The organism is Caballeronia fortuita, from assembly GCF_001544835.2.
Taxonomy (GTDB): domain Bacteria; phylum Pseudomonadota; class Gammaproteobacteria; order Burkholderiales; family Burkholderiaceae; genus Caballeronia; species Caballeronia fortuita.
In genome coordinates, this window is the sequence record NZ_FCNX02000001.1 from 223,418 (window position 1) to 240,745 (window position 17,328).

The 17,328-nt window shown below is 64.6% G+C and carries 17 protein-coding genes; 13 read left to right on the forward strand and 4 right to left on the reverse strand.

The annotated features are described in order from the left end of the window. Window positions 1–235 precede the first annotated feature (235 nt). The 11 genes from AWB77_RS01055 (at window position 236) to AWB77_RS01105 (ending at window position 12,274) form a co-directional block, all read left to right on the forward strand. Entirely contained in the window at window positions 236–1,108 is an 873-nt protein-coding gene (locus AWB77_RS01055; protein ID WP_061132547.1) for a sensor histidine kinase, read from the forward strand. An 11-nt stretch (window positions 1,109–1,119) separates the two neighbouring features. Further along, window positions 1,120–1,773 carry a response regulator transcription factor RqpR gene (gene rqpR / locus AWB77_RS01060; RefSeq protein WP_061132548.1) on the forward strand — a complete coding sequence of 218 codons (654 nt, stop codon included), beginning with the start codon at window positions 1,120–1,122 and terminating at the stop codon, window positions 1,771–1,773. Between the two features lie 157 nt (window positions 1,774–1,930). Further along, window positions 1,931–3,361 carry a branched-chain amino acid transporter BcaP gene (gene bcaP, locus AWB77_RS01065; protein WP_061132549.1) on the forward strand — a complete coding sequence of 477 codons (1,431 nt, stop codon included), beginning with the start codon at window positions 1,931–1,933 and terminating at the stop codon, window positions 3,359–3,361. Between the two features lie 225 nt (window positions 3,362–3,586). Further along, window positions 3,587–4,063 carry a (2Fe-2S)-binding protein gene (locus AWB77_RS01070; RefSeq protein WP_061132550.1) on the forward strand — a complete coding sequence of 159 codons (477 nt, stop codon included), beginning with the start codon at window positions 3,587–3,589 and terminating at the stop codon, window positions 4,061–4,063. Window positions 4,064–4,121: 58 nt separating this feature from the next. Next, window positions 4,122–6,503, forward strand: coding sequence for a xanthine dehydrogenase family protein molybdopterin-binding subunit (locus tag AWB77_RS01075; RefSeq protein ID WP_061132551.1), 2,382 nt, complete (start codon window positions 4,122–4,124; stop codon window positions 6,501–6,503). A 13-nt stretch (window positions 6,504–6,516) separates the two neighbouring features. Further along, window positions 6,517–7,317, forward strand: coding sequence for an FAD binding domain-containing protein (locus AWB77_RS01080; RefSeq protein WP_061132552.1), 801 nt, complete (start codon window positions 6,517–6,519; stop codon window positions 7,315–7,317). A gap of 6 nt (window positions 7,318–7,323) precedes the next feature. After that, window positions 7,324–8,220 (forward strand): AAA family ATPase, encoded by an 897-nt coding sequence (locus AWB77_RS01085; protein WP_061132553.1) that lies wholly within the window; start codon window positions 7,324–7,326, stop codon window positions 8,218–8,220. Next, the gene (locus AWB77_RS01090; RefSeq protein ID WP_096031073.1) at window positions 8,217–9,407 is read left to right on the forward strand and encodes a vWA domain-containing protein; all 1,191 of its coding nucleotides are present in this window, start codon (window positions 8,217–8,219) and stop codon (window positions 9,405–9,407) included. The genes AWB77_RS01085 and AWB77_RS01090 overlap by 4 nt, the downstream gene beginning before the upstream one ends. Continuing rightward, entirely contained in the window at window positions 9,398–9,934 is a 537-nt protein-coding gene (locus AWB77_RS01095) for an SRPBCC family protein (protein ID WP_061132555.1), read from the forward strand. The genes AWB77_RS01090 and AWB77_RS01095 overlap by 10 nt, the downstream gene beginning before the upstream one ends. Continuing rightward, window positions 9,907–10,926, forward strand: coding sequence for an XdhC family protein (locus tag AWB77_RS01100; RefSeq protein WP_061132556.1), 1,020 nt, complete (start codon window positions 9,907–9,909; stop codon window positions 10,924–10,926). The genes AWB77_RS01095 and AWB77_RS01100 overlap by 28 nt, the downstream gene beginning before the upstream one ends. A gap of 127 nt (window positions 10,927–11,053) precedes the next feature. Next, window positions 11,054–12,274, forward strand: a complete 1,221-nt coding sequence (locus tag AWB77_RS01105; RefSeq protein WP_082852555.1) for a PepSY-associated TM helix domain-containing protein — start codon at window positions 11,054–11,056, stop codon at window positions 12,272–12,274. A 16-nt stretch (window positions 12,275–12,290) separates the two neighbouring features. Here AWB77_RS01105 and AWB77_RS01110 read toward each other — a convergent pair whose 3' ends face one another. The 3 genes from AWB77_RS01110 to AWB77_RS01120 form a co-directional block, all read right to left on the reverse strand. Next, window positions 12,291–13,019: a PepSY-associated TM helix domain-containing protein gene (locus tag AWB77_RS01110; RefSeq protein ID WP_061132557.1), complete on the reverse strand. Its 729-nt coding sequence runs from the start codon at window positions 13,017–13,019 to the stop codon at window positions 12,291–12,293. Between the two features lie 177 nt (window positions 13,020–13,196). Next, entirely contained in the window at window positions 13,197–14,228 is a 1,032-nt protein-coding gene (locus tag AWB77_RS01115; protein ID WP_061132558.1) for a serine/threonine protein kinase, read from the reverse strand. 34 nt (window positions 14,229–14,262) lie between these two features. Next, entirely contained in the window at window positions 14,263–14,475 is a 213-nt protein-coding gene (locus tag AWB77_RS01120) for a hypothetical protein (RefSeq protein ID WP_008352308.1), read from the reverse strand. A gap of 324 nt (window positions 14,476–14,799) precedes the next feature. On the opposite strand from AWB77_RS01120, the gene AWB77_RS01125 reads away from it, so the two are divergent. Continuing rightward, a complete protein-coding gene (locus tag AWB77_RS01125; RefSeq protein WP_061132559.1) occupies window positions 14,800–16,029 on the forward strand; it encodes an MFS transporter in 1,230 nt (409 codons plus the stop codon). A 228-nt stretch (window positions 16,030–16,257) separates the two neighbouring features. Next, window positions 16,258–16,443 (forward strand): hypothetical protein, encoded by a 186-nt coding sequence (locus AWB77_RS01130; protein WP_008352305.1) that lies wholly within the window; start codon window positions 16,258–16,260, stop codon window positions 16,441–16,443. Between the two features lie 44 nt (window positions 16,444–16,487). Here AWB77_RS01130 and AWB77_RS01135 read toward each other — a convergent pair whose 3' ends face one another. Next, window positions 16,488–17,192 (reverse strand): dienelactone hydrolase family protein, encoded by a 705-nt coding sequence (locus AWB77_RS01135; protein WP_061132560.1) that lies wholly within the window; start codon window positions 17,190–17,192, stop codon window positions 16,488–16,490. Window positions 17,193–17,328 lie beyond the last annotated feature (136 nt).

Genomic DNA, 17,328 nt, shown 5'->3' on the forward strand with positions numbered 1-17,328 from the left:
AGGTGTTTTTCTTACGCATTGTGTGCGTCCGACTTGCCAAGCGACATGAGGTTCGCCTGCCGAAGCCCCGCCAGACATGGATTTATAATAATTTTGAGATATCATGCGTTTACTTTTCGATGGCGCATGACGTGAGCAAAGTCCGTCGTCGATGTTACAGAGTGTAAATTCAGTTACGCCGCTCGTGAGACAACCGAGGACGTAGCTCCAGTTGCGCTCAAAGCGAGGATAGTGAATGAATCCGTCGGCCACGATCACGCTCGATGAGAGCCCGATTCGCCGCGCCCCGTTGCGCGGGGTTCCGTCACCGGCGCCGGAATGCTCCGGCGAGCCGTTCGCCTCACCCTGGTCGGCGCTGATCGACGCCAAGCTCAACGGCGATCGGCAGATTCAGCGTCTTACCGCGCGCGTGCAGGAACTCGCCGCGCTGCTCGCCGCGACCGAAGAACGTGCGCGCCGGGCGCTCGCGCAGGATCTCCACGACGAAACCGGCGCGGCGCTTACCGTTGTCAATCTCGCGCTCGCACGCGCCGAACACTGGATTCCCGCCGATGCGCCCGCCGCGCTTGGCGATGCGCTACATCAGGCGCGTGCCGCGCTCGCGGATGTCTGCGAGACGAGTCATCGAATCGTCGAAGGGTTGCAGACGCCTGCGTTCGACGCGGGTTTCGCCGCCGCGCTCGCGGAATGGATCGCGAGTTTCGGCACGCGTTCTGCGATCGCCGTCGACTTTTCCTGTTCCACCGATGCGCGTCTGGACCGCATGTCGCACGACATGTCGCTCGCGCTCTTTCGCGTGATGCAAGAGGCGCTCGGTAACGTCGCGCGCCACGCGCAGGCCGCGCACGCGCGCGTGTCCGTTTCCACCGATGCTCAAGGCGTGCTCCTGCTCGTGGAGGACGACGGCGTCGGAATTGGCGCGGCGGCGCGTCGCAAGAGCGGACGTTTCGGCTTGTCGGGCATGCGCGCGCGCTGCGAGGCGCTCGGCGGCAATGTGCGCGTCGCGGCGGCGAAGCCCGCCGGAACCAACGTGCGCGCGCGTCTGCCGTGGGCTGCGGCGCGTCCCGGCCTGTTCGCCTCCGGCGTGCCGCACCTGTTCAGCGCCTGAGGCCGCGAGCGATGCTCAAAATCCTGCTCGCCGACGATCACGCCATCGTGCGCCGGGGCGTCGCGCAATTGCTGCTCGAGCGCGGCGTCGCGTCGGAGGTATCGGAAGCGGAAACCGGCGTGCAGGCGCTTACGCTCGCCGCCCGCCGTCCGCTCGATGTCGCGTTGCTCGATATCTCGTTGCCCGATGTCAACGGCCTCGACGTGCTGAAGCGTCTCAAGCGCGAGAGTCCGCGTCTGCCGGTGCTGATGTTTTCGATGTATCGCGAAGATCAATACGCGGTGCGCGCGCTGAAGGCGGGCGCGTCGGGCTATCTCTCGAAGACGGCGGATCCGGCGCTGATGATCGGCGCAATTCAGCAAGTGGCCGCCGGCCGCAAGTACGTGAGCGCGGAAATGGCCGAGGCGCTCGCGACGTACGTCTCGCTCGACACGGACCGATTGCCGCACGAAAAGCTTTCGGATCGCGAATATCAGACGCTTTGCATGCTGGCGTCGGGAAAGCGACTCACGGACATCGCGCACGCTTTATCTCTTTCAGTTAAAACTGTGAGCGTTTATCGCGCGCGGTTGCTGGAGAAGATGAAGCTCGCGAACAATGCCGAGCTAACATTCTACGTGATGAGCAACCGTCTCGTCGACATGAATCCCGCCATCGCCGGCTAGTTATTTATCTTGTGTAAGATAAATACGGCCGGATCGTAAAAAATCGCCGCAAGAGTGCGTTACTTATCCAGCGATAGGCCATTCTCGAGTCTCCGATAAAATTGCGGGTTTTCCCGCAGCAGGGGCGCCCGCGCGCGCCAGAAGGAGACTCATCGCAATGTCGTTGTTCCGCAAGAAAAACATCGAGCACATGCTGGCCGGCGCGCACAGCACGTCGCTCAAGAAGACGCTCGGCGCTCTCGATCTGACGTTCCTCGGGATCGGCGCCATCATCGGCACGGGGATTTTCGTGCTGACCGGCACCGGCGCCGTTCAGGCCGGCCCGGCGCTCATGGTTTCATTCATCGTCGCGGCGATCGCGTGCTGTTTCGCCGCTCTCGCCTACGCCGAATTTTCATCGACGATTCCCGTCGCCGGTTCCATCTACGCGTATTCGTACGCGACGCTCGGCGAGCTCGCCGCGTGGGTCATCGGCTGGGATCTGATGCTCGAATACGGGCTCGCGACGTCCGCCGTGTCGGTCGGCTGGTCGGGCTATCTGCAATCGCTGCTCGCGGGCTTCGGCATTTCGCTGCCGACGGCGCTCACTGCCGCGCCGGGCGCGCTGCCCGGCCACGTCACGTTCTTCAACCTGCCCGCGTTCCTCGTGATGATGGCGATCACGTCGCTGCTGTCGGTCGGCGTGAAGGAATCGACGCGCGTGAACAACATCATGGTCGGGATCAAGGTGACCGTCGTGCTGCTCGTGATCGCAGTCGGCGTGTTCCACGTCAAGCCGGCGAACTGGCATCCGTTCATGCCGAACGGCTGGTCCGGCGTGTTCGGCGCGGCGGCGGTGATGTTCTTCGCGTTCATCGGTTTCGATTCGGTGTCGTCGGCTGCGGAGGAAGTGAAGAATCCGAAGCGCGATCTGCCGATCGGCATCATTTCGTCGCTCGCGGTGTGCGCGGTGCTGTACGTGGCGGTCGCGGCCGTCGTGACCGGCATCGTGCCGGCGGCGCAGTTCGCGAACAATCCGCATCCGGTGTCGTTCGCGCTGCAGGTCGCGGGACAAAACTGGGTCGCGGGCTTCATCGATCTGGGCGCAGTGCTCGGCATGCTCACCGTGATTCTCGTGATGAGCTATGGCCAGACGCGCATCATCTACGCGATGTCGCGCGACGGCCTCCTGCCCGCGCGGCTTTCGAAAGTGCATCCGCGCTACGCGACGCCGTTCCTCACGACGTGGATCGTCGGCATCTTCTTCGGCCTGATCGGCGCGCTCGTGCCGCTCAACGTGCTTGCCGAGCTGATCAACATCGGCACGCTCGCCGCGTTCTCGATGGTTTCCATCGCCGTGCTGATCCTGCGCCGCACGCATCCGGACCTGCCGCGCGCGTTCCGTTGCCCGGGCGTGCCGGTCGTGCCGGTACTCGCGGTGGCGTCGTGCCTGTTCCTGATGATGAACCTTCAGCCGATGACGTGGATCGCGTTCGCGGTGTGGCTCGTGATCGGCCTCGCGATCTACTTCGTGTATTCGCGCCGCCATTCCGTGCTCGGGCGCGCGCCGCTCGAAGCGCGTGAGCAGCGCGAAACCGTGACGCACTGAACGCGTTCTTCTTACGCCGAAGCGCCGCCCCCGAGGCGGCGCTTTGCTTTTGCAGCCGATCAACCGCGACTTTGGGACGGACGTTCGCGCGGATAGCGACGCCCGCCGTTTTGTGTTTTACTCATTGGCACAATCACATAACACCCATTCCGGCTGAACGCTCGCGGCGGCAGATGGCAGGTGCGTGGCGTGAAGCTGGTTCCATCCCCGAAGGAGACAGTGAAAATGGCGCTCAGCATCAGCCTGACGGTCAACGGGAAGCCCGTGACCGCCACCGTCGAACCGCATCTTCTGCTCGTCCAGTTTCTCCGCGATCAACTCAGGCTCACCGGCACGCATATCGGCTGCGATACCGCGCAATGCGGCGCGTGCACCGTCCATCTCGACGGCCGCGCGATCAAGTCGTGCAACATCCTCGCCGCGCAGGCGGACGGCATGGACGTGACGACGATCGAAGGCATGGCGAAAGACGGCCAGCTTCATCCGATGCAGGCGGCCTTCAAGGAGTGTCATGGCCTGCAATGCGGTTTCTGCACGCCGGGCATGGTGATGAGCGCGAGCGCGCTGGCGGCGCAATCGCCGAATCTCTCGGAAGAAGACGTGCGCGAGCAGCTCGACGGCAATTTGTGCCGCTGCACGGGCTATCACAACATCGTCAAGGCGGTTTTGCAGGGCGCGCAGAACATGAAAGCCGGCGCCTGATTCCGCGTCAGTCCACATTCCCACACGATGTATCGCGCCTTTCACCAAGGAGACCGCGATGAATGCCCCTGAGCAACAGAAACTGATCGGCGCCGGTGTGAAACGCAAGGAAGACTATCGATTCCTGACGGGCGCGGGCCAGTACACCGACGACGTCGTCATGCCGCAGCAAAGCTACGGCGTGTTCCTGCGCTCGCCGCACGCGCACGCGAAGATCGCGCGCATCGACACCGCGGCGGCGCTGAAGTCGCCGGGCGTGATCGGCATTTTCACCGGCAAGGATATGGCCGGGGAGAACGTCGGCGGACTGCCGTGCGGCTGGCTCATCCACAGCACGGACGGCTCGCCGATGCACGAGCCGCCGCATCCCGTCATCGCGCACGACAAGGTGCTGCATGTGGGCGATCAGGTCGCGCTCGTCGTCGCGGAATCGGTGAAAGAGGCAAAGGACGCGCTCGAACTCATCGAAGTCGATTACGACGAACTGCCTGCAACCGTCGATACCGCGAGCGCCTCCGACGCCGGCCAGCCGCTCGTGCACGACAGCGTGCCGAACAACGTCTGCTATAACTGGGGCCACGGCGACAAGGCCGCGACCGACGCCGCATTCGCGAAAGCCGCGCACGTCACGACGCTCGATATCGTGAACCAGCGCCTCGTGCCGAACGCGATCGAGCCGCGCGCCGTCAACGCGAGCTATTCGAAGCACGACGAGAGCTATACGGTCTACGTCGCGAATCAGAATCCGCATGTCGAACGTCTTTTGATGGCGGCGTTCGTGCTGTCGCTGCCGGAGTCGAAGCTGCGCGTGATCGCGCCGGATGTCGGCGGCGGCTTCGGCTCGAAGATCTTCCTGTATCCGGAAGATGTCGCGCTGACGTGGGCATCGAAGAAAGTCGGGCGTCCGATCAAGTGGGCAGCCGAGCGCTCCGAAGCCTTTCTCTCCGATGCGCACGGCCGCGATCACGTGACCAAAGCCGAACTCGCGCTCGACAACGACGGCAAGTTCCTCGCCATGCGCGTGCACACGACGGCGAACATGGGTGCCTATCTGTCGACGTTCGCATCGTCGATCCCGACCGTGCTCTACGCGACGCTGCTCGCCGGCCAGTACACGACGCCCGCGATCTACGCCGAAGTCAAAGCGGTCTTCACGAACACCGTGCCCGTCGATGCCTATCGCGGCGCGGGCCGTCCGGAAGCGACGTATGTCGTCGAGCGGCTCGTCGAAACGGCGGCGCGCGAGATGAACATCGATCCGGTCGAGTTGCGGCGGCGCAATTTCATCCGCGAGTTTCCGTATGCGACGCCGGTCGGTCTCACCTACGACACCGGCGATTACGACGCGTGCCTGAATCGCGCGCTGGAACTCGCGGACGTCGCGGGCTTCGCAAAACGCCGCGACGAATCGAAGCAGAAGGGCAAGCTGCGCGGCATCGGCTACTCGTGCTACATCGAGGCGTGCGGGCTCGCGCCGTCGAACGTGGCGGGTGCGCTCGGCGCGCGCGCGGGTCTCTTCGAAGCGGGCGAAGTGCGCGTGCATCCGACCGGCTCGGTCACCGTCTTCACAGGCTCGCACAGTCACGGCCAGGGGCACGAAACGACCTTCGCGCAAGTGGTCGCGGACCGGCTCGGCATCGCGATCGAAAACGTCGAAGTCATTCACGGCGATACCGGGCGTATTCCGTTCGGCATGGGCACGTATGGATCGCGGTCGATCTCCGTCGGCGGCTCGGCGATCATGAAGGCGCTCGACAAGGTCGAAGCGAAGGCGAAGAAAATCGCCGCGCATCTGCTGGAAGCGTCGGCGGAGGACATCGAGTTCAAGAACGGCGTGTTCAGCGTCGTGGGCACGGACCGCACGAAGAGCTTCGTCGACGTATCGCTCGCCGCTTACGTGCCGCACAACTTCCCGCTCGAAACGATGGAGCCGGGCCTCAACGAAAACGCGTTCTACGATCCGACCAACTTCACCTATCCGTCGGGCGCGTACGTGTGCGAAGTCGAAGTCGATCAGGACACCGGCGAAACGCGCATCCAGAAGTTCACCGCCGTCGATGACTTCGGCAACGTCATCAACCCGATGATCGTCGAAGGGCAAGTGCATGGCGGGCTCGGGCAAGGCATCGGCCAGGCGATGCTCGAACGCTGCGTGTACGACGACAGCACCGGCCAGTTGCTCTCCGGCTCGTACATGGATTACGCGATGCCGCACGCGAGCGACCTGCCGAGCTTCACGGTGGAGACCGCGAAGGGCACGCCATGCACGCACAATCCGCTCGGCGTGAAGGGCTGCGGCGAAGCGGGCGCGATCGGTTCGCCGCCGGCTGTCATCAACGCGATTCTCGATGCGCTGGCACCGCTCGGCGTGAAGGATTTGCAGATGCCCGCGACGCCGCATCGCGTGTGGACCGCCATGCAGAACGCTCAACGCGCCTGAGGAGGCCGACGACATGTACTCATTCGACTATCAGAAAGCCGACGAAGCGAAAGCGGCCGTCGCGGCGTTGAGCGCGAACGGCGACGCCAAGTTCCTCGCGGGCGGGCAAAGCCTCTTGCCGACGATGCGCCTGCGTCTTGCGCAACCATCGGCGCTCGTGGACGTGACGCGCATCGCGTCGATGAAAAACGTCACGCTCGATGGCGACAAGCTCACGATCGGCGGCGCGGTGTCTCATGCGGCGGTCGCATCGAACGCCGATGTGCAGCGCGCGCTGCCGGCTCTCGCGGATCTCGCGAGCCGCATCGGCGACAGGCAGGTGCGCGAGCGCGGCACGATCGGCGGTTCGCTCGCCAACGACGATCCGGCGGCGTGCTATCCAAGCGCCGTGCTCGCGCTGAACGCGACGGTCGTGACGGACAGACGGCGCATCGCGGCGGACGACTTTTTCATCGACATGTACACGACCGCGCTCGAACCCGACGAACTCATCACGGCGGTCGAGTTTCCGCTGGCCGAGCGCGCGGGTTACGAGAAGTTTCGCAATCCCGCGTCGCACTTCGCGCTCGTCGGCGTGTTCGTCGCGAAGTTCAAGGACGGCGTGCGAGTTGGTGTGACGGGCGCGGCGCCTTCCGTGTTCCGTCCGGCCGATCTCGAAGCGGCGCTGTCCAAGGACTTCTCGGTGGCATCGGCGCGCGGCGTGAAGATCGCGCCCGACGAACTGAACTCGGACATGCACGCGAGCGCCGAATATCGCGCGCATCTGATTCCGGTGCTCGCCGGCCGCGCGATCGAGCGCGCGATGTCGTTGTAGCCCGCGATGCCGGATCAGGAGCCGCAAACCATCGACGAGACCCTCGCGCGCTTGCGCGGGCAGCGGTACTTCGCGAACCGCGAGCTCGCGACGGCGCTCTTTCTCGCGCTGAAGATGCAGCGTCCGCTCTTCCTCGAAGGCGAGCCGGGCGTCGGCAAGACCGAGCTCGCGAAAGCGGCGGCGGGCCTGTGCGGTACGACGCTCTTGCGCCTGCAATGCTACGAAGGGCTCGACACGGCGAGCGCGCTGTACGAGTGGGACTATCCGCGGCAGATCATGGCGCTGCGGCTCGCGGAGGCGTCGGGCGAAACGCCGTCGAACGATTCGCTGTATCGCGGCGAATTCTTGCTCAAGCGTCCGCTGCTGCAGGCGTTGTTGCCCGATGCCGCGAATCCCGACGCGCGCCGCGTGTTGCTGATCGACGAAATCGATCGCGCCGACGAGCCGTTCGAAGCGTTTCTGCTCGAACTGTTGTCGGACTTCCAGGTATCGATTCCCGAGTACGGCACGGTGCGCGCGGCGCGGCCGCCGCTCGTCGTGATGACGTCGAACCGCACGCGCGAAGTTCACGATGCGCTCAAGCGCCGCTGTCTCTATCAGTGGATCGGCTATCCGGAACGCGATGTCGAACTGGCGATCGTCGCGGCGCGCGCGCCGGAAGCGGGCAGCGCGTTGCAGGCGAGGGCGGTCGCGTTCGTGCAGCGCCTCCGCACGCTCGATCTGTTCAAGGCGCCGGGCGTCGCGGAAACGATCGACTGGTGCCGCGCGCTCGCGGCGTTGTCGGTGACGGAGCTCGATCCGCAATCTGTACGGGACACGCTCGGCGTGCTCTTGAAGTATCAGGACGATCTCGCGCGCATGGACGCCGACACGCTCGCGCAATGCCTTTCGGCGCCGCAATGACGACGACGATGGAACCGTTCGCCCGCAACGTCGTGCATTTCGTGAGGCTTCTGCGCGGCGCGGGGCTCGGCATGTCGCCGGCGCATGCGGTCGATGCGCTCGACGCGCTGCGTTTCGTCGATCTGAGCCGCCGCGACGATGTGCGCGCGACGCTCGCGTGCCTGCTCGTCCACGCGCGCGACGAACGCGATATCTTCGATGCCGCGTTCGATCTCTTCTGGCGCGATCCCGACTGGGAAGGCAAGCTGCGCGCGCTCTTGCTGCCGAAGGTGAAGAGCGGCATGCCGCCGCCGAAACGCAATAACCGTCTCGCCGATGCATTGGCGACGCGCGCGGCGGCATCGAAGGCGCGCGAGGCGGAATCGAAGCCCGAAGAAACGCATGCGCGCATCACGTTCAGTTCGCAGGAACGCCTGAGTCACCGCGATTTCGACACGCTCCGCGCCGACGAATGGCGCACGCTGCGGCATCAGATTCGCGCGCACCGGATGCCGCTCGCGACCGAGCCGACGCGCAGGCTGAAGGCGGCATCGCGCGGCACGCACGCCGATCTCAAAGCGAGCGCACGCCATGCCGTGCGCTCGGGCGGCGACTGGACCGTGTGGAAATATCGCGCGGCGGTGGAGCGCAGGCCGCCGCTCGTCTTGCTGCTCGACATCTCCGGCTCGATGAGCGCGTATTCGCGCGCCGTGCTCTACTTCTGTCACGCGCTATTGCAGTCGCGCGAGCGTCTGCAAGTGTTTCTGTTCGGTACGCGCCTCACGAGCGCGACACGCGCGTTGCGCGAACGCGATCCCGACGTCGCCATCGCCACGCTAGGGCAGAACGTCGCGGACTGGTCGGGCGGCACGCGCATCGGCGCGACGCTCGCGGAGTTCAATCGACGCTGGGCGCGCCGCGTGCTGTCGGGGCGGGCGACGGTGCTGCTCGTCACCGATGGCCTCGACCACGAAGCCATCGACGTGCTCGACGCGGAAATGCAAAGGCTCAGACGTTTCGCGCACCGGCTCGTGTGGCTCAACCCGCTGTTGCGCTTCCCCGATTTCACGCCGCGCGCGCGAGGCGTGCAGGCGATCCTGCCGCACGTCGATGCGATGCTCGCGGCGCACAACCTCGACAGCCTGCGCGCCGTCGGGCCGGAGCTGGCCGCGCTGTCACGGCACACAGGAGACACGAAATGGAACTGACCGAGACTCACACTTTGCCGGTGCCGCAGGCGCGCGCGTGGGAAGCGCTGAACGACACGTCGATCCTGAAGGCGTGCATACCCGGCTGCGACAGCATCGACGCCGACGGCGACAATGCGTACAACGTCGCGATGACGGCGGCGGTCGGTCCGGTGAAGGCGCGCTTCAAGGGACGCATGGAGCTGACGAACATCGACGCGCCGCATACCTATACGATCGTGTTCGAAGGGCAGGGCGGCGCGGCGGGCTTCAGCAAGGGCAGCGCGACCGTCAACCTCGAACCCGGCGACGAAGCCGACACGACAAAGCTCAGCTACAGCGCGAACGCGCAAGTGGGCGGCAAGCTCGCGCAAATCGGCTCGCGGCTCGTCGACGGCGCGGCGCGTAAGATTGCGGGAGAATTTTTCAAGCGGTTCAGCGCGCAGTTGCAGGGCGGGCAGGAATCACCGGATGTGGCCGCCGATGACGAAAACGGCGGCGAAGAGAAAGGAAAGAAATCATGGACAGCGTGGATCTCGAAGTCCTGAAAAACAGCGCGAAATGGCTCGAAGAGGGACATCGCGTGCTGCTCGTGACGGTCGTGAAGACGTGGGGCTCGTCGCCGAGACCCGAAGGCGCGATGCTCGCCGTGCGTGACGATGGCCACGTCGTCGGCTCGGTGTCGGGCGGATGTATCGAAGACGATCTGATCGATCGCGTGCGGCAGCGGGGCATCGAGCAGACCAAGCCGGAAGCGGTGAAGTACGGCATCAGCGCCGAAGAGGCGCATCGGTTCGGCTTGCCGTGCGGCGGCACGATCCAGCTCGTGCTGGAGCCTTTGACGATGGCGAGCGGCATCGCGCAACTGTGCGCGGCGGTGGAGAGCGGCAGGCTCGTCGCGCGCACGCTCGACATGGCGACGGGCGCGGCGCGCCTTGAACCCGCGCAGGCCACCGACGGCGTGCTCTTCGACGACGAGCGTCTCCTTACGATCCACGGCCCGCGTTACCGGATGCTCGTGATCGGCGCGGGGCAGTTGTCGCGCTATCTTTGCAGCATCGCGGTCGGGCTGGATTATCAGGTGACCGTGTGCGATCCGCGCGAAGAGTACACGGAAGAGTGGAGCGTGCCGGGCACGACGATCGTGCGCACCATGCCCGACGACACCGTGATGGACATGAAGCTCGACGAACGCTGTGCCGTGATCGCGCTCACGCACGATCCGAAGCTCGACGATCTCGCGCTGATGGAAGCGTTGAAGACGCCCGCGTTCTACGTCGGCGCGCTCGGTTCGCGGCGCAATAACGCGGCGCGGCGTGAACGGCTGAAGGAGTTCGATCTGAGCGAAGCCGAGCTCGCGCGACTGCACGGGCCGGTGGGAATTTATATCGGTAGCCGGACGCCGCCGGAAATCGCCGTGTCGATTCTGGCGGAAGTGACGGCGGCGAAGAACGGCGTGTCGTTGCCCGAACTGCTCCAGGTGGAAGGCGCGAAGGCGGCGCGCGAGGTCGCGGGGAAGGGCGAAGTCTGCGGCGTCTAAAAATTACAGATTGCTGACGAAAGCGGTTCGCGGGCAGGCAGCGGCTATATAATAATCGTTCTCATTTGCGTGGTCGGCTTCGGCTGACGCGCGGTCCGATTTCTTCTCCGCTCGAAGTTTTCATCGCATGCCCGGCAAGTTCTTGACCGGTGATGAAAGGCGCGCAGCCGCTCGCGCCGATGCATCGCCATCTACATCGCACACTAATCGCGCGTCCGCGAACACGCTGCGCCTGTGGTCGATCGTGCATCGCTGGACGAGCCTCGTCTGCACGGCGTTCATGTTGCTGCTGTGTCTCACGGGCTTGCCGCTCGTGTTCGGCCACGAACTGGACATCCTCACCGGCGATGCGATCGAAGCGCCCGCGCTCGGCGCATCGCAGGCAAATGCGCGTGCGGGCTACGACGCGGTGTTGCGCGCGGCGCTCGCGGAACATCCGGGCCACGTGCCGCAATACATGATCTGGGAGCCGGACGATCCGCTTCTGCCGGTCGTCGTCACCGCGCCGCGCGCCGACACGCCGCCCGACGACACGCTCAGCACGACCGTCGACGCGCGCACCGCGCAACCGCTCGGCATGCCGCCGGGTAAAGGCTCGCTGAAGTTCGTGCTGCTGAAGTTGCACGTCGACATGTTCGCGGGCCTCTTCGGCAAGCTCTTTCTCGGCGCGATGGGCGTGGTGTTTCTCGCGGCGATCGTGTCTGGCGTCGTCGTCTATCTGCCGTTCTGGCGCAAGGTCGGGCTCGGGCGCGTGCGGCTGAAGAAGAGGCGGCGCGTCGTGTGGCTCGACTGGCATAACGCGATCGGCATGTTGACGCTCGTGTGGGCGCTGCTCGTCGGCGCGACGGGATCGATCAACACGCTCGCCGATCTCATGCTCGAAGCCTGGCGCAACGATCAGCTCGCGCAGATGGTCGCGCCGTATCGGGACACGCCGCCGGTCGTCGTGCGCGCTTCCGTCGACGATGCCGTGAAGACCGCGCAACGCGTCGCGCCGGAGATGATTCCGTCGTTCGTCGCGTTTCCGGGGACGCGCTTTGCGAGTCCGCATCACTATGCCGTGTGGATGCGCGGCGACGGCATTCTGACGACGCGGATCATGCGGCCCGTGCTCGTGGATGCATCGACGGGCGCGCTCACGGAGTCACGCGAATTGCCGTGGTATCTGAAGGTGCTGCTCGGCTCGCAGCCGCTGCATTTCGGAGACTTCGGCGGGATGCCGCTCAAGATCTTCTGGGCGGCGTTCGACGTGCTGACGATCGTCGTGCTCGGCAGCGGGCTTTATCTTTGGGTGACGCGGCGTAATCCGCGAGAGGGGAAGGGCCGCGCAAGCGGCGGCGGCCCTTAGCTGATCGCCCGATCGCTCAAACCAACCCGCAAACCACCGCCGCAATCAACGACGCCGCCACGATCACCACGCCCGCCGTGCGCTTCTTGTTCAGCTCGGTCCACAGCAGCACGCCAGTCAGCGACAGCAAAATGATGCTGCCCGCGAACGTATCGATGAGCAGCACCCAGCCCACGCTCAGGCCCACGCCCTTGTGCAGGTTGGTCATCATGGCGAGGAAGGTGTTCTCGGTGCGCTTCACCGACACGAAGTTGTTGCCGACCCAGTACTCGGCCATCACGCTGCCGCCCGGCGACGCCACCATCACCGACCATTGCTCCGGCTGCATCGTGCTCTTGTCGCCCCAGCCGACCGGATGCGCCGGTTCCTTGCGCGCGCGTCCGAGATTGCCGTCGATCTTCAGTTCCTTCTTGAGCCACATGCCCATGTCGCGCGGCGTATTGAAGCCTTCGGCGGGCAATGGCATCTGCATCTGCAAAACCTGCGGCTCGCCGGTCGAAATGCGCAGCGGCGGCGCGCGATGATTCAGCAGAAAGCCCGTCGCGCCGAAGAGCAAGCCCAGGAGCGCGCCCCATAGGCCGATCCAGCCATGCACCTTGCGCAGCCACTTCAAAAAGGTCGAGCGGCGCGAGCGATTCTTGCGGACGAACTGCTCGGCATCGTCGATAAGGCGCCCGTGCGGACGATATTGCGTCGAGCCGCTCGTTGCGGACGTTTGCGGATTGAGAGTCTCAGGCGCGTTCACGCGTCTCTCCAGAATTCGGGCGTTGGCAGACAAAGCCGCGCCCCGACCGGCTGGACGCGCACATGCGCGCAGCAATCGATAGAACGCGGACAAATGAGAATTGTTATCATTACACGTCGAAAAGCGCTTTTCAACGCTTTGCGATCGGCTGACAGTCCGCGAATGTCACAAAAAATTTCAGACGGGCCAGAGTGGGCCTTCCTGCATCGCGCCGACCTGCTCGCGCAATTCGAGGATGCGGTCTTCCCAGTAACGCTGCGTGTTGAACCACGGAAAGGCAGCGGGGAACGCGGGGTCGTTCCAGCGGCGCGCGAGCCACGCCGAATAATGGATCAGCCGCAGCGTGCGCAATGCTTCGATCAGATGCATCTCGCGCGGATCGAATTCGCAGAAATCTTCGTAGCCCGCGAGCAGATCGGTCAGCGCGCGCGATGCATCCGCGCGTCCGGCCGGAAGCAGCAGCCATAGATCCTGAATGGCCGGTCCCATGCGGCTGTCGTCGAAATCGACGAAATGCGGGCCCGCGTCCGTCCACAGCACGTTGCTCGGATGACAGTCGCCGTGCAGACGCAACTGCCGCACATCGCCGGCGCGCTCGAAGCATCGGGCGACGCCTTCGAGCGCCATCGCGACGACCGTTTCCCACGCTTCGCGCACATCGGCGGGAACGAAGCCGTGCGTCAGCAGGAAGTCGCGCGGTTCGCGGCCGAACGTGTCGATATCGAGCGTCGGCCGTTCACGATACGGCTCGATCGCGCCTACCGCGTGAATGCGCCCGATGAAGCGCCCGAGCCATTCGAGCGTATCGCTGCGATCGAGATCGGGCGCGCGTCCGCCGCGCCGCTCGAACACGGAAAACCGGAAGCCGTCGAATTCATGCAGCGTCGCGCCTTCAAGCACGCGTGCGGCGACCGCCGGGATCTCGCGCGCGACGAGGCTCGCGACGAATGCGTGTTCTTCGAGAATCGCCGCATTCGACCATCGGTTCGGCCGATAAAACTTCGCGACGACCGGCGCGCCATCTTCGACGCCGACCTGATACACGCGGTTTTCGTAGCTGTTGAGCGGCAGCAGGCGCCCATCGGTGCGCGCGCCCGTGGGCATCAGCACGCGGTCGAGCGCGTCGAGCACGCGCTCGGGCGTGAGGCCGGCGAAGGGCGGCGCGTCATCGGCGGGCGCACTTTGGGAATCGGGATGGATCGGGTTCATCCCGGCATTGTGCCGCAATGCGGCGCGTCGCTTCTCAGTGAACGACCGTGTTCGACGGGCGCACGACATCGCCCGTATCGATCAGGTCTTCCAGAAAGAACGGCTCCGTATTGAGCAGTTTGGTGACGCCGGGCTCGCCCGCATACCACGCGACCATTGCCATGTCGCCGAGAATACGCATGACGATGCCGCGCGCACCTTGAGGCACGGCAATATGCACAGAGCGGACAATCGAACCGATTTGCATGATGAATCCCCGTTTCAGCGCCGGCTGGGAATAAAACGCCGGTCATATATTTTCACCAAGCACAGGCTTTTGACGGCTCGTGCACCAGACAATCGCCGCGTCATTGTTGCGCGAAGCGCGACACGCGCGGCTTTCGTTGAACGATTGTGCTCTTACTTTAGCGCATCGCGGCGCGTCGGCGCGACGCCAATCGCCGCGTTATGTTGCCGATCGCAGACGACTCGCAGTAATTACTGGTGATCGTCGCCGAGATGCATCCGTCGCATTAGGCAAAACCCTTAGCTTCGGAGTATCGTCGTAAGTTTTTCAGCGGAGACTTCATTCGTGGATGCTAACGCAGACCGGGCCACCGATACCGCAACGTATCTCGAACGCGGTTCGCGCGCTTACTGGCGTGCCTCGCTCGCGCTGCTGTTCGCCGGTTATGCGACGTTTTCGCTGCTGTATTGCGTGCAGCCGCTGCTTCCGGAGTTCACCAAGGCGTTCGGCGTGAGTCCGGCGGTCAGCGCGCTCGCGGTGTCGGCGAGCACGGCGGCGCTGGCGATCGCGATCTTCATCGCGGGATTCGTCTCGGAAAGCTGGAGCCGTCACCGGCTGATGACGCTTTCACTGCTGGCGTCGTCGGTGTTGACAGTGATTGCCGCGTTGCTGCCGAGCTGGCACGCGCTGCTCGTCGTGCGTGCGCTCGAAGGCTTTGCGCTCGGCGGCGTGCCCGCGGTCGCGATGGCGTATCTCGCCGAGGAAGTGCATCCCGAAGGGCTCGGCCTCGCGATGGGGCTGTATGTCGGCGGGACGGCCATCGGCGGGATGGCGGGGCGTGTCATCAGCGGCGTGCTCGCGGATTTCTTCGGCTGGCGCGTCGCGATCGGCGGAATCGGGCTTCTCGGTTTGCTCGCCACGCTCGCGTTTCGCTCGCTGCTGCCGCCATCGCGACGTTTCAAGCCACGGCGCGGCGTCGGCTTCGCGCATCATCGGCGCTCGCTTGCCGGGCATCTGCGGCATCGCGGCTTGCCGTTTCTCTTCGTCATCGGCTTCGTGCTGATGGGCAGCTTCGTCACGCTCTACAACTACGTCGGGTATCGGCTGCTGGGCGCGCCGTTTCATCTCAATCAGACGCAGATCGGCGCGATCTTCACGGTGTACTTGACGGGCGTCGTCGCGTCGCCGTGGTCCGGCAAGATGGCCGATGCCTTCGGCCGCGGCCGCGTGCTGATCGCGAGCCTCGCGCTGATGATGCTCGGCATCGCGCTGACCTTGTCGAACGCGCTGCCGGTGATCATCGCGGGCATCGCGTGTCTGACGTTCGGCTTCTTCGCGGGGCATTCGGTCGCGAGCGGCTGGGTCGGTCGTCTCGCCGCACAGGCGAAAGGCCAGGCGGCGGCGCTCTATCTGCTCGCGTATTACATCGGATCGAGTCTGATCGGATCGTATGGCGGCCACTTCTGGACCGCGTTCGGCTGGGCGGGCGTGGCCGGGTTGATCGGCGCGCTGCTGGTCGTCGGAATCGCAGGCGCCGCATATCTGAACAAGCGCGAGCGCGCTACCGCTCAGTGAGATTCGAAAGCCGAATGAAATAAGACGGTACTAAGGGTTATTCCGTGTCTGCTTAAAAGTCGGTGCGTGTAAGCCCTTGTCATGCAAGGCTTTTGTACGTCGTCGTGGTTCGCCCTCGCACGAAGTTGAGCCGGCAACTTCCGGGCAGCGGCCTATACTCGAATCGTCGATGCAAGTGTTCTACTCGCGCCGATAAAAAGCCAGAAGCAGGACGATGGGAGACGCACCATGACGACGTATTTCACGATCGGCGACTTCATTCTGATCATCCCGATGGCGCTAGCTGGCGCGCTATTCCTCGGGGCCATTCCCTGTGCGACGCATCTGAGAAACAACGTACTGCGCGTATTCGGCGCGCTGCTGGGCGTGCTCGCGGCCTTTCTTCTCGTGGAAGGGTTGCCCGCGCTGATATAGCGAACGCGTTTCTTTCGAAGCGCGCCCGCCGGATCGCAAACGGATTACAGATGCTCGCCGAGGAAGGTGAGCGTGCGGCCGTGCGCGAGCGCCGATGCCTTCGCGTTATACGACGCGCGATCGCCGCAATTGAAGCCGTGGTCTGCCTGTGCGTAGACGTAAAGCGCCGAATCCTTGCGGCCTGCGAACTTCTGGCGCACGGCGTCGACCGCGTCGGCGGGAATGTGCGCGTCGAGTTCGCCGTAGTGGAATTGCATCGGCACCTTCACCTGATCGGCCTTGTCGAGCGCGTTCTGAATGCCGCCGCCGTAGTAGGCCACCGCGCCATCCACCGAGCCTTCGGCCGCCGCGAGATACGCGAGCCGGCCGCCGAAGCAATATCCGATCGCCGCGACCTTGCCCGTGACTTCGGGCAGCGCGCGCAGCGCCTTCGCCGCCGCGCCGACATCCGCGACCGCGGCATCGAGTTGCGTCTTCTGCAGCAGTTCCATCGCCTTTTCGCGATCCGCGCCTTCGTAGCCCAGTTCGACGCGCGGCTGCGTGCGCCAAAAGACATCGGGTGCGAGGGCGACATAGCCGTCGGCGGCATATTGATCGGCGACGCTGCGGATATGGCTGTTCACGCCGAAGATCTCCTGAAGGATGATCACGGCGGGTCCGGTGCCGGTCTTGGGCAGTGCGAGGTAACCCTGGTAGCTGCCGCCATCGGCCGGAATGTCGATCCAGCGGGAAGTCGTGGATACGGTCACGTCGAAACTCCTTGTTAGTGAAGGGCGAGAGGCGTGTGAGTGTGCCAGCTTTCCCTTTCAAGCGCCCTGAACACCCGCGCGGCGCCTGGCATGCGCTTTGACGCGCGGCGGGGTTTTAGAGGCCGTGATCTAGACG